Origin of the sequence: Thermus amyloliquefaciens (assembly GCF_000744885.1) — a bacterium.
GTDB classification, from domain to species: Bacteria; Deinococcota; Deinococci; order Deinococcales; family Thermaceae; genus Thermus; species Thermus amyloliquefaciens.
On the sequence record NZ_JQMV01000003.1, the window covers coordinates 505,521 to 517,649 of the forward strand.

Annotated in this window: 12 protein-coding genes and 2 pseudogenes; 5 read left to right on the top strand and 9 right to left on the bottom strand. The window is 67.6% G+C overall.

Annotated features, from left to right (window positions below; genetic code table 11):
- The first annotated feature begins 26 nt into the window (after positions 1 to 26).
- From BS74_RS02990 to BS74_RS03010, 5 genes and pseudogenes are all read left to right on the top strand, one after another.
- Entirely contained in the window at positions 27 to 1,229 is a 1,203-nt protein-coding gene (locus tag BS74_RS02990; RefSeq protein ID WP_038055926.1) for an ABC transporter substrate-binding protein, read from the top strand.
- Positions 1,230 to 1,270: 41 nt separating this feature from the next.
- Positions 1,271 to 2,100, top strand: a pseudogene (locus tag BS74_RS02995) (ABC transporter ATP-binding protein).
- Positions 2,101 to 2,147: 47 nt separating this feature from the next.
- Positions 2,148 to 3,103: pseudogene (locus tag BS74_RS03000) on the top strand (RluA family pseudouridine synthase).
- The gene (locus BS74_RS03005; RefSeq protein ID WP_081914548.1) at positions 3,100 to 3,993 is read left to right on the top strand and encodes a DNA-methyltransferase; all 894 of its coding nucleotides are present in this window, start codon (positions 3,100 to 3,102) and stop codon (positions 3,991 to 3,993) included. The pseudogene BS74_RS03000 and the gene BS74_RS03005 overlap by 4 nt, the downstream one beginning before the upstream one ends.
- Positions 3,993 to 4,670 carry a hypothetical protein gene (locus tag BS74_RS03010; RefSeq protein ID WP_245606070.1) on the top strand — a complete coding sequence of 226 codons (678 nt, stop codon included), beginning with the start codon at positions 3,993 to 3,995 and terminating at the stop codon, positions 4,668 to 4,670. Before BS74_RS03005 ends, BS74_RS03010 begins: the two co-directional genes overlap by 1 nt.
- Here BS74_RS03010 and lysN read toward each other — a convergent pair.
- The 9 genes from lysN to BS74_RS03050 form a co-directional block, all read right to left on the bottom strand.
- Positions 4,653 to 5,846, bottom strand: coding sequence for a 2-aminoadipate transaminase (gene lysN, locus BS74_RS03015; RefSeq protein WP_038055928.1), 1,194 nt, complete (start codon positions 5,844 to 5,846; stop codon positions 4,653 to 4,655). The two genes, BS74_RS03010 and lysN, sit on opposite strands and share 18 nt — an antisense overlap.
- Before the next feature lie 32 nt (positions 5,847 to 5,878).
- Complete coding sequence (locus BS74_RS03020) at positions 5,879 to 7,009, bottom strand: deoxyguanosinetriphosphate triphosphohydrolase (protein ID WP_038055930.1); 1,131 nt, start codon at positions 7,007 to 7,009, stop codon at positions 5,879 to 5,881.
- Position 7,010: 1 nt separating this feature from the next.
- A complete protein-coding gene (gene fabF / locus BS74_RS03025) occupies positions 7,011 to 8,237 on the bottom strand; it encodes a beta-ketoacyl-ACP synthase II (protein WP_038055932.1) in 1,227 nt (408 codons plus the stop codon).
- Positions 8,238 to 8,311: 74 nt separating this feature from the next.
- A complete protein-coding gene (gene acpP / locus BS74_RS03030) occupies positions 8,312 to 8,554 on the bottom strand; it encodes an acyl carrier protein (RefSeq protein WP_038055934.1) in 243 nt (80 codons plus the stop codon).
- Between the two features lie 54 nt (positions 8,555 to 8,608).
- Positions 8,609 to 9,346: a 3-oxoacyl-[acyl-carrier-protein] reductase gene (gene fabG, locus BS74_RS03035; RefSeq protein WP_038055936.1), complete on the bottom strand. Its 738-nt coding sequence runs from the start codon at positions 9,344 to 9,346 to the stop codon at positions 8,609 to 8,611.
- Positions 9,339 to 10,256, bottom strand: coding sequence for an ACP S-malonyltransferase (gene fabD, locus BS74_RS03040; RefSeq protein WP_038055938.1), 918 nt, complete (start codon positions 10,254 to 10,256; stop codon positions 9,339 to 9,341). Before fabD ends, fabG begins: the two co-directional genes overlap by 8 nt.
- Entirely contained in the window at positions 10,192 to 11,238 is a 1,047-nt protein-coding gene (locus BS74_RS03045) for a beta-ketoacyl-ACP synthase III (protein ID WP_051946735.1), read from the bottom strand. The genes fabD and BS74_RS03045 overlap by 65 nt, the downstream gene beginning before the upstream one ends.
- A 73-nt stretch (positions 11,239 to 11,311) precedes the next feature.
- Complete coding sequence (gene rpmF / locus BS74_RS11615) at positions 11,312 to 11,494, bottom strand: 50S ribosomal protein L32 (protein WP_015716502.1); 183 nt, start codon at positions 11,492 to 11,494, stop codon at positions 11,312 to 11,314.
- 58 nt (positions 11,495 to 11,552) lie between these two features.
- Entirely contained in the window at positions 11,553 to 12,089 is a 537-nt protein-coding gene (locus BS74_RS03050) for a DUF177 domain-containing protein (RefSeq protein WP_038055940.1), read from the bottom strand.
- Between the last annotated feature and the right edge of the window lie 40 nt (positions 12,090 to 12,129).

Below are 12,129 nucleotides of genomic sequence, written 5' to 3' on the forward strand. Positions count from 1 at the left end.
GGGGTTGGCAATGGGAGGTGAGGCAGATGCGAAAACTCTGGTTGGGTCTTGTGGCGATGGCAGGGCTGGCCTTGGGCCAGCAGCAGGTGTCCATCCTGTGGTCAGGGGCCATCACCGGTCCCACCTCGGATGCGGGGGCTCCTTACGGGGCGGCGGTGGAGGATTATTGCAAGTACGCCAACGAGAAGAAGCTGATCCCCGGGGTGGTCCTAAACTGCCTGGTGCGGGACGACCAGTACAACAACGCCAACACCCAGCGTTTCCTTGAGGAGGCCTTGGACCGCTTCAAGATCCCCGTGTTCCTCTCCTACGCCACCGGGGCCAACCTGCAGCTCAAGAGCCTCATCCAAGAGGTGAAGGTGGTGACCATCCCGGCCTCCATGCACGTGGAGCTCATCGACCCGCCCAACAACGATTACTTCTTCATCCCCACCTCCACCTACTCCGAGCAGGTGGTGGCCCTGCTGGAGTACATCGCCAAGCAGAAGAAGGGGGCCAAGGTGGCCTTGGTGGTGCATCCTTCCCCCTTCGGCCGGGCCCCGGTAGCCGATGCCCGGAAGGCGGCAGCCCAGCTAGGCCTCCAGATCGTGGATGTCCAGGAGGTGGGGGCAGGCAACCTGGATAACACCGCTCTTCTCAAGCGCCTGGAGGCGGCGGGGGTGGAGTACTTGGTCCACCAGAACGTGGCCGGTCCCGTGGCCAACATCCTAAAAGACGCCAAGCGCCTGGGGCTGGACAAGAAGATGAAGCAACTTGGGGCCCACTACACCGGTGGCCCCGATCTCATCAAGCTGGCGGGGGATGCGGCGGAAGGGTTCTTGTGGGCCACCAGCTTTTACATGTTCCACGAGGATGCCCCGGGCATCCGTTTGCAAAAGGAGCTGGGGCAGAAGTACGGGCGGCCGCAGGCCATCGTGGAGAGCGTGAACTACACCAACGGCATGCTGGCCACCGCCATTGCGGTGGAGGCTATGCGCCGGGCCCAGGAGCGGTTTAAGCGCATCACGGGGGAAACCGTGTACCAGGCCCTGGTGGGAATGAACGGGCCCAACGCCTTCAAGCCTGGGTTTGCCGTCTCCACCAAGCAGGGCATTGAGATTGACTTCACCAAGAGCGAGCACACCGGGGCGGAGGGGTTGCGGATCCTCGAGGCCAAGGGGGGCCGCTTTGTCCCCGTGACCGAGCCCTTCACCTCCGCCCTCTTCCGCAAGGTGCACTACGGGAAGTAAGCTTTCCGGCCCGGGGGAGCCCCCCGGGCCTTCCTCTCGCCATGAGCCTGAACCCCACGCGCCCCGAAGACTTAGGCCCCATCCTCCTTTTGGTCAACAACATCGAGGTGGTCTACCATGACATCATCCAGGTCCTGCGCGGCGTCTCCTTGAAGGTGCCCGAGGGGCGGATCACCGCCCTCCTGGGCCCCAACGGGGCGGGGAAGACCACCACCTTAAGGGCCATCTCCGGCCTCCTCATCCCCGAGGACGGGGAGGTGGTGAGGGGGGAGATCCTCTACCAAGGACAGCCCATCCATAACCGCCCCCCCGAGGAGATCGTGAAGCTGGGCATCGTGCAGGTGTTGGAGGGCCGCCGGGTCTTCAAGCACCTCACGGTGGAGGAGAACCTGCGGGTGGGCACCTTGACCCGCAGGGACAGCCGCTTGAAGGAGGACCTGGAGCGCATCTACCACTACTTTCCCCGGCTGGCCGAGCTCCGGCACCGCCTGGCCGGGTACTGCTCCGGGGGGAGCAGCAGATGATCGCCATCGGCCGGGCCCTCCTGGCCAAGCCCAGGCTCCTCCTCCTGGACGAGCCCTCCTTGGGGCTTGCCCCCTTGTTGGTGCGGGAGATCTTTGACATCGTGGCCCGGGTGAACGCCGAGGAGGGGATGACGGTCCTGGTGGTGGAGCAGAACGCCCGGGTGGCCCTTTCCATCGCCCACTACGGCTACATCATGGAAACCGGGCGGATCGTGCTGGAGGGGGACCGGGACTACCTCCTGGAGAACCCCGATGTGCAGGAGTTCTACCTGGGGGTGGCCAAGGGAGGGGGGCGGAAGAGCTTCAAGGAGGTGAAGGCCTACAAGAGGCGGAAGCGCTTCATGTAGCCTGGCTGGGTCCCCGGCGTGGCAGGGGCCACGCCGGGGTTCGTATCATGGAGGGCGTGGTGCGGTTTCGCATGGAGGGGGTGCGCCTGGACCAGGCGGTGGCCGAGGCCTGCGGCATCAGCCGGGCCCGGGCCCAGGCCTGGATCGCCGAGGGCCGGGTGCGGGTGGGGGGGAGGTGGTGGTCAAGGCCGCCTACCGCCTGAAGGGGGAGGAGGTGCAGGTCTTCCCGAAGGAGGAGCGCCCCTTGGTGGTGCCGGAGGACCTTCCCATCCCCGTCCTCTACGAGGACGAGGACCTCCTGGTCCTGAACAAGCCCCCGGGCCTCCTCACCCATCCCGCTCCCGGGGTCTACACGGGCACCGTGGTGAACGCCCTTCTGGCGCGCTATTTCCCTGGCGAAGGGGCGGAGGGGCTCTTGGCGGAGCGGCCAGAGGAGGTGCGCCCGGGCATCGTCCACCGCCTGGACAAGGACACCACCGGCGTTTTGGTGGTGGCCAAGCATGGGGGGGCCCTCGAGGCCCTGGCCCGGGCCTTCCGGGACCGGCTGGTGATGAAGCGCTACCTGGCCCTCACCGAGGGGGTGCCCAGGGAGGGCACCCTCATTGCCCCCATCGGCCGCCACCCGGTGGAGCGGCACAAGATGCACGTGGGCGGGGTTGCCCCCCGCTACGCCGAGACCGCCTTTCGGGTGCTGGCCACCGCCGGGCCCCACGCCCTGGTGGAGGCCCGGCCCCACACGGGGCGCACCCACCAGATCAGGGTCCACCTCAAGCACCTAAAGGCCCCCATCCTGGGGGATGAGGTCTACGGCAGGAAAAGCCCCCACATCGGGCGGCAGGCCCTCCACGCCTACGAGCTCCGCATCCCCCACCCCCGCACGGGGCGCATCCTGGAGTTCCTGGCCCCCGTGCCCCAGGACATGGTCCGAGCCTGGGAGGCCCTGGGGGGGCGGTGGCCGGAAGGCGTGCTGCGGGAGAGCGCCCAGTATACTGAGGCCCAATGAGCCCCAATCCTCTTCGCACCTTAGACCAGGAACCCCCGGGGGTGCTTGGCGAGGGCTCTTCCCCTTTCCCCACCACCCACCGCCTTCTGGTGGGGGATGCCCGGGAGGTGTTGCGGACCTTGCCCGAGGCCTCCGTGCACCTGGTCCTCACCTCGCCTCCCTACTGGACCCTGAAGCGTTACGAGGACGCCCCGGGGCAACTTGGGCACGTGGAGGACTACGAAGCCTTTCTGGACGAGTTGGACCGGGTTTGGCAGGAGGTCTTCCGGGTGCTGGTCCCCGGGGGGAGGCTCATCGTGGTGGTGGGGGATGTGGCCGTGGCCCGGAGGCGGTTCGGGCGCCACCTGGTTTTCCCCCTCCATGCCGATATCCAGGTGCGTTGCCGAAGGATTGGCTTTGACAACCTCAACCCCATCCTCTGGCACAAGCACACCAATGCGGCCCTCGAGGCCGACCGCCCCGGCTTCTTCCTGGGTAAGCCCTATGAGCCCGGGGCCATCATCAAGACCGAGGTGGAGTACATCTTGATGCAAAGGAAGCCCGGGGGCTACCGCAGGCCCACCCCTGAGCAGAGGGAACTAAGCCGCATTCCCAAGGAGCTCTTCGCTCTCTGGTTCCGGCAGATCTGGGACGACATCCCCGGGGAGAGCACCAAGGCCCATCCCGCCCCTTTCCCCTTGGAGCTGGCAGAAAGGCTGGTGCGCATGTTCAGCTTCGTGGGGGATGTGGTGCTGGATCCCTTTGCGGGCACCGGAACCACCCTTGTGGCCGCTGCCCGGCACGGGCGGAGTTCCCTTGGGGTGGAGCTGGTACCCCGGTATGCGGAGTTGGCGCGAAAGCGTTTTGGGCGGGAGGCGAAGGGCCACAGCCTGGTGGTGGAGGGGGTTTAGTGGAGCAGGAGGGATGGGTAGAAGAGCTGGAGAGGGCGCTCCAAGGGATTTTAGGGGCTTCCTCTCGGGATAGCGGGCGGCAGAACCCCATGGCCGACTACCTGGTGCGCCGTTTGCGCGCCCGGCTCCCGTCCCACCTCTGGGCCCACCTGCGGCGCGAAGTCCCGGTGCGGGGTCTGGCCCGGGAGAAGTCCTGGGATGTGGGCCTGGTGTACCCCGAGGGGCCCCAGCTTCCCCCCAAGCCCCGGCTCCTCCTCTCCCTGAAGTCCATCCTGCGCAACCCAGGCGGCTCCTGGCCCAACCGCTTGGACGACCTGGTGGGGGAAGTTTCCTCGGTGCAGATGCTTTTTCCCGAGGTGGTGGTGGGGTACGTGGTCGTCCTTGATTACGGGGCACCCACCAAGAAGAGGGGAGGGGACCGCTACCCAGAAGGGGAGGAGCTTGCTTCCGTGTACGACCGCTTCAAAGAAGGTCTAAAGGCCCTCTCCCGAAGGCAACCTCCCCTTTGGGCTCAGGGTTTGGTGGAGGGGCATTGGGTCATAGAGGTGGATTCCCGGAGAACCCCCCTTTTGCGGGATCCCCTGGGAACCGTTCAGAGGGGGGAAGCCTTCCTGGATGCCCTAATAGAAGCCCTGCGCAAGAGGGAGCCCTTGCTCTTCCTAGGCCGGGGCCAGTAGCCCCTTCAGGGCCTTGGCCAGGCGTTTGACCCCCTCGGCGATCCCCTCTGGGCTCATGGTGGCGTAGGAGAGCCTTAGGGTGTTCTCCCCGCCGCCAGCCGCGAAGAAGGGCCCGCCCGGCACGAAGGCCACGTCCTGGGCGATGGCCTCTTGGAAGAGGGCCTCCGCGGAAAGCCCCTCGGGGAGGGTCATCCACACGAACATACCCCCCTTGGGCCGGGTGTAGCCCACCTCCTTGGGCATCTCCCGGTCCAGGGCCTCCAGCATGGCCGCTGCCTTGGCCCGGTAGGTGGCCCGGATCCTTAGGAGGCGCTCGGGGAAGCCCTCCTGCACCAGGGCGTGGACCAGCATCTGGTTGAGGACCGGGGTGTGCAGGTCCACCCCCTGCTTGGCCTGGGTGAGCTTGAGGATGGCCTCGGGGTGGGCCACGGCGAAGGCCACCCGCAGGCCAGGGGAGAGGATCTTGGAGAAGCTGGAAAGGTAGATGACCCCGGGGTAGCCCGCCTCCCGGGCCAGCTCAAAGAGGCTTGGCAGGCGGCTTTCCCCGAAGTAGAGCTCCCGGTAGGCGTCGTCCTCCACCACCAGGAGGCCCTCCTTCATAACCGTCTCCAGGAGGCGCTCCCGGGCCTTCAGGGGCATCAGGCCCCCCGAGGGGTTCTGGAAGGAGGGGATGAGGTAGAGGAAGCGGGGGCGCTCCCGCTTCAGCACCCCTTCCAGGGCGTCCAGGTCCGGCCCCTCCTCCCCCGCGGGCACGGTGAGGAAGCGGGGCCCGTAGGCCCGGAAGGCCTGGATGGCCCCCATGTAGCTGGGGGCCTCGAGGAGCAGGGGGCTTCCCTCGTCCAGGAAGACCTTGCCCAGGAGGTCCAGGGCCTGCTGGCTTCCCGTGGTGATGAGGACCTCCTCCACCCTCACCCCTAGCCAGTCCGCTACCCAGGCCCGCAAGGGGAGGTAGCCCTCCGTGGGCCCATACTGCAGGGCCACCTCGCCCTTTTCCCTTAGGATCTCCGCCGCCTTAAGGGCCGCCTCCTCCTTGGGGAAGAGCTCGGGGGCGGGAAGCCCCCCCGCAAAGCTGATCACCCCAGGGCGCTGGGTGAGCTTTAGGAGCTCGCGGATGGTGGAGGCCTGGATGCGCCCTGCCCGCTCGCCAAAGAGGGTATTCCAGTCCAGGGCTTTCACTTACCCATTCTATTCCTCATCCCCCCGGGGTTTTAGGGGAAGAGCTTACGGTAGGCCTCGAGGGCGTACCGGTCCGTCATCCCGGCGATGTAGTCGCACACCGCCCGCTCCAGCCCCTCCTCGGGGATCCGGGCCTGCACCTCCTTGGGCAGGATTTCCGGATACCGGATGTAGGTGCGGAAGAGTTTTTCCAGGACGTTTTCCGCTTTGCGCCGCTCCCTCAGGACCTCCGGGTGGCGGTAGAAGCGCTCCAGGAGGAAGGCCTTGAGCTCCCGGTGGGCCCCTTCCGCCTCCTGGGTTAAGGCCGCCAGGCGCTCGGGGTGGCGGCGCACCGCCTCGGCGCTTTCCACCCGGGCGGCCTCCACCCGCTGGTGGGTGGCCTCTATGGCGGCGGTGATGAGGTAGCCCAGAAGCTGGCGTACCAGGACCCGGCGGGAGAACTCGGAGAAGCGCAGGAGGTCCAGGCCCTCCTCCCGGCCCAGCTCCCGTATGAAGGGCACCTCGCTGAGCTCCTCGGGGCGGAGGAGGCCGCTTCGGAGGCCATCGTCCAGGTCGTGGGCGGCGTAGGCGATGGCGTCCGAGAGGTCCACCACCTGGGCTTCCAGGGTGCCCCGCCCCGGGTACTCTGGCTTGAACCCGGGGGCGTAGGCGGCCTCGTGGGTGGCGATCCCCTCCAGGACCTCGTAGGTGAGGTTCAAGCCCCTGAAGCCGGGGTAGCGCACCTCCAGTTGGGTGAGGATCCTGAGGGCCTGGGCGTTGTGCTCAAAGCCTCCGTGGTCCCGCATGAGCCCATCCAGGATCTTCTCCCCCGTGTGGCCGAAGGGGGGGTGGCCCAGGTCGTGGGAGAGGGCGATGGCCTCGGTGAGGTCCTCGTTGAGGCCCAGGGCGCGGGCGATGGAGCGGGACACCTGGGCCACCTCCAGGGTGTGGGTGAGGCGGGTGCGGTAGTAGTCCCCCGCCCAGTTGGGGAAGACCTGGGTCTTGTACTCCAGGCGGCGGAAGGCGGTGGTGTGCAGGATGCGGTCCCGGTCCTTCTGGTAAGGGGTGCGGTAGGCCGACTCGGCCTCGGGATGCTCCCGCCCCCGGGTGTCCCGGGCCTTTTGCGCGTAGGGGGCGAGCCTCTCCGCCTCCAGCTCCAGGAGCTTTTCCCGGGGGAAGAGCATCCTAAACCCGCTTGAAGAGGAGGACGGCGTTCTGGCCGCCGAAGGCGAAGGAGTTGGAGAGGGCGTAGTCCACCTGGGCCTCCCTGGGCTCGGGCACGAAGTCCAGGTCCAGCTCGGGGTCCGGGTCCTCGAGGTTGATGGTGGGCGGGATGACCCCGTGGTAAAGGGCCTGCACCGTGGCGATGGCCTCAATGCCCCCCGCTGCCCCCAGGAGGTGGCCGGTCATGCTCTTGGTGCTAGAGACCATGAGCTTCTTGGCGTGATCCCCGAAAACTTCTTTGATGGCCAAGACCTCCGCCCGGTCCCCCACGGGGGTGGAGGTGCCGTGGGCGTTGATGTAGCCCACCGCCTCGGGGTTGACCTTGGCGTCCAAAAGGGCGCGGCGCATGGCCAAAGCGGCCCCTTTCCCCTCGGGGTGGGGCTCGGTGATGTGGTGGGCGTCGGCGCTCCGGCCAAAGCCCACCAGCTCGGCGTAGATCCTGGCGCCCCGCCTCTTGGCGTGCTCGTACTCCTCCAGGACCAGGACCCCGGCCCCTTCCCCCATCACGAACCCATCCCGGCTTAGGGTGAAGGGCCGGCTGGCCTTATGGGGCTCCTCGTTCCGGGTGGAAAGGGCCCGCATCACCGCGAAGGCCCCGATGGCCATGGGGGTGATGGCGGCCTCCGTGCCCCCGGCGAGGACGATGTCGGCCTCCCCCAGCTGGATCATGCGAAAGGCGCTGCCGATGGCGTCCGATCCCGTGGCGCAGGCGGTGACCGCGGTGGAGCTTGGCCCCATGAAGCCGTAGCGCATGGCGATGTGGGCCGAGGCCATGTTGGCGATCATCATGGGGATGAAGAAGGGGCTGATGCGGTTTGGCCCCCGCTCCAGGAAGACCTTGCTCTGGGCCTCCCAGGTCTCCATGCCCCCAATCCCCGTGCCCACCAGGGTGCCCACCCGCTCGGGGTTTAGGGCACCGGGCTCCAGCCCCGCATCCCTAAGGGCCAGCTCGGCGGCGATCAGGGCGTACTGGACGAACCGGTCCAGGCGCCTAAGCTCCTTTTTGTCCAGGTAGTCCTCGGGGTTTACGTCCACCTCGGCGGCGATGCGCACCGGCAGGGCCGAGGCGTCAAAGCGGGTGATGGGGCGGACCCCGCTTTTTCCAGCCAGCTGGGCCTTATGGTAAGCTTCCGCCCCCACGCCGATGGGGGTAAGGGGTCCTAGGCCGGTAACCACCACGCGTCGCATGGGGGTAGTATACCGGGAAGGCCCCAGGGATAGGGAAAGGGGGCACCTCCTGTGCCCCCTTAAGCCGGTGGGCCTTAGCCCAGCTTGGCCTGGATGTAGGCCACGGCGTCCTTGACGGTGCGGATCTTCTCGGCCTCCTCGTCGGAGATCTCCAGGCCGAACTCGTCCTCCAGGCCCATGATGAGCTCCACGGTGTCCAGGCTGTCCGCCCCCAGGTCCTCGATGAAGCGGGCCTCGAGGGTGATCTTCTCGGGTTCCACCGAGAGCTTGTCCGCGATAACCGCCCTGACCTTTTCAAAGATTTCCTGCTCCGTCATGAAAAACCTCCCTTGGGGATTTTACCACGGGGTACGGCCCCGGGCCTGGCCCCTTCAATGGGGGGTGAGCCCCCCGTCCACGCACAGGGTCTGGCCCGTGATGTACCCGGCGGCCTCCGAAACCAAAAAGGCCACCGCCTCCGCCACCTCCTCGGGGCGGCCGAAGCGGCCTGCGGGGATGTTCTTCAGGTAGGCCTCCTGGACCTCCTTAGGGAGCTTAGCCGTCATCTCGGTTTCTATGAACCCCGGGGCCACGGCGTTCACCGTGATCCCCCTGGCGGCGTACTCCTTGGCCACCGCCCGGGTGAAGCCGATGAGCCCGGCCTTGGAGGCCACGTAGTTGGCCTGGCCCGGGTTGCCCAGGAGGCCCACCACGCTGGTGATGTTCACGATGCGCCCGAAGCGGGCCTTCATCATGAGCTTCACCGCTTCCCGGGTGGTGCGGAAGACGGCGGAGAGGTTGGCCTCCAGCACCGCCTCCCAGTCCTCGTCCTTCATGCGGATGAGGAGGGTGTCCCGGGTGATGCCGGCGTTATTGACCAGGGTGTCCAGCCCCCCCAGGATCTCCGCCGCCCCGTGGACCAGGGCGGTGGCCGCCTCGGCCTCCAGGAGGTTGGCCCCCAGGACCCCCACCAAGGGGCTTCCCAGCCTCCTGGCCTCCTCGGCCACCTCCTCCGCCTTCTCCCGGTTCTGCCCGTAGTGGATCACCAGGGCGTACCCCTCCTTGGCCAGCCTAAGGGCGATGGCCCGGCCGATGCCTCGGCTCGCCCCCGTCACCAGTGCCTTACGCATCCTCCACCTCCAACGCCTTCCGTACCCCTTCCGGGTCCCCCACGGAGAAGGCCTGGGCCTCCTTCAGGGTCCGGGCCACAAGGCCTTTGAGCACCTCCCCGCTCCCGAACTCCAAGAAGCGCCGGACCCCCCTTTGTTCCATATCCCTCAGGATCTCCACCCAGCGCACCGGGGCCGTGATCTGTTGCAGCAAGAGGTCCCGGATGCGCTCGGGGTCCTCCTCGGGCCTGGCGGTCACGTTGGCGTAGACGGGGAAACGGGGTTTCCGCAGGCGCACCTGGGCCAGGTCCCGGGCGAGGCGCTCCCGGGCGGGGGCCATCAGGGAGGAGTGGAAGGGGGCGGAAACCGGCAGGAAGACCACCCGGGCCCGCCTGGCCTTGAGCCTCTCCGCCGCCTCCTCCACCGCCTCCTTGCGCCCGGAGATCACCGTCTGCTCGGGGCTATTGAGGTTGGCGATCTCCACCCCCTCTAGCCCGGTCAGGGCTTCCTGGATGGCCTCGAGGGGAAGCTTCAGGATGGCGGCCATGGCCCCTTGGCCAGGGGGCACGGCCTCCTGCATGTACCGGCCCCTGAGGCGCACCAGCCTCAGGGCATCCTCCAGCTCCAGGGTGCCCGCGGCCACGTGGGCCGTCCACTCCCCCAGGGAGTGGCCGGCGGCCAGGAAGGGTTCCCGCCCCCCGGCCTCCAAAAAGGCCCGGTAGGCGGCATAGCCCACCGCCAGGAGGGCGGGCTGCTGGTTTTCCGTGAGGGTGAGGGCCTCCTCGGGGCCCTCCCACATGAGCCCCTGCAGGCCCGGGAGGGTGGCTTCCGCGCGGTCCAGCACCTCCTTGGCGGCGGGGAAGGCCTCATAGAGGGCCCTTCCCATGCCCACCCGCTGGGAGCCTTGGCCCGGGAAAAGGGCGGCGTACATCAGGACCCCCCCAGGTGAGGACCGCGGCGGCCCAGGTGAGCCCGGCCCCGAAGGAGACCAGGAGGACGTGGTCCCCCTCTTGGATGCGCCCCGCGTCCACCGCCTCCTTGAGGGCCAGGGGGATGGAGGCGGTGGAGGTGTTGCCGTAGCGGTCCACGTTCACCACCACCCGCTCCCAGGGCAGGCCCAGGCGTTCCCGGGCGGCGTCGATGATCCTGAGGTTCGCCTGGTGGGGGACAAAGACCTTGATGTCCTCAGGGCTGAGGCCGGCCTTCTCGATGGCCTCGAGGGTGGCGGTGTTCATCACCCGCACCGCGAACTTGAAGACCTCCCGCCCGTTCATGTGAAGGCGTTTCTCCATGGAGGTGCCGTCGGGAAGCCTGGGCGCCACGCAGGCGTGGTAGAGCTCCTTGGCCCCGGTGCCGTCGGCCCCCAGCACGAAGGAGCGGAAGCCGAAGCCTTCCCGCACCCTTCCCACCACCGCCGCACCCCCCGCGTCCCCGAAGAGGACCGCGGTGGCCCGGTCGTTCCAGTCCAGGATCTTGGAAAGCGCCTCGGCGCCCACCACCAGCACCTTTCGGGCCAGGCCCGCCGCCACCATGGCATGGGCCTGGGCCAAGGCGTAAAGCCATCCCGGGCAGCCCGCCAACAGGTCGTAGGCGAAGCCCTGGAGGCCAAAGCGGGCCTGGACCAAGGCGGCGGTGTCGGGGAAAAGGGCATCGGGGGTGTTGGTGGCCACGATCACCCCATCCACCCCCTCCAGGGCCCCCGGGTGCCGCCTGAGGAGGTCCTCCACCGCCTTGAAGGCCAGGTCCGAGGTGTACTCGTCCTCGGCGGCGATGCGCCGCTCCCGGATGCCCGTGCGGGTCACGATCCACTCGTCGGAGGTGTCCAGATAGGCCTCAAATTCCTCGTTTTTCATGACCCTTTCGGGGACGTAAGCCCCCAGGGCCAGGATGCCCGGTGCCTGACCTCCCGTCATGGGCACCACTATACCCACTGGCGGTGAAAAAAGTTGAGGCCCCGGGCTCCGGGGCCCCTTGTCTTGACCCGGTCTAGACTTCTAGCACCTTGCGCCCGTCGTAGTAGCCGCACTCCGGGCAGACGGTGTGCGGGGGCTTCATCGCCTTGCACTCGGGGCAGGGAACCAGGGTCGGGGGAGTCAGGGCGTGGTGGCTCCTACGGGCATCGCGCCGCGCCTTAGAGGTTTTCTTCTTGGGTACAGGGTGCTTGGCCATCTCCAGTCCTCCAGGGGGGCTTGGCCCCCGCTAAACCCCTGGTAGTATAGCAGACCCGCTAAAGTTCGGGAAGGAGGTCCTTAAGGCCCAGGAGGGGGTGGTGGGCCTCCGGCTCGTGGCCGCAGTCCACCAGGTTGCGGTCCGCCCCACACACGGGGCATAGGCCCTTGCACCCCTCCTGGCAGAGGACGGTGTAGGGCATCTCCGTGACAAAGGCCTCGGTGAGGAAGGGCAGAAGGTCCAGGTCGGGCTCGCCGAAGGCGTAGTACTCCTCCTCCGCCTCCTCGTGGAAGACCACCTCGCTTAGGCCCTGCTGGTAGCGGAGAAGGTGCTGGAAGTGGGCGTGGATGGGGGTAGGGGTGGGCTTGAGGCAGCGGCGGCACTCCATGAGGGCTACCCCCTCCACCTCGCCCGAAAGCCAGTACTCGTCCCCGCCCACGGCGGAGACCGCCACCTTCCACGTGGCTTCCCCCGCCAAGGGGAAGCGCTCCTCGCCTACCCGAAAGGCTTCCTGCACCACGCCTGCGGCGCGGACCGTTCCTCCTTCCCGCAAGAGGCGGGCCAGGTTGATGCTTGCCACCTCGCGGTATTCCATCCTTCTAAGTATAGCTCCCCGCCCGCCTTTTTCCTAGAGG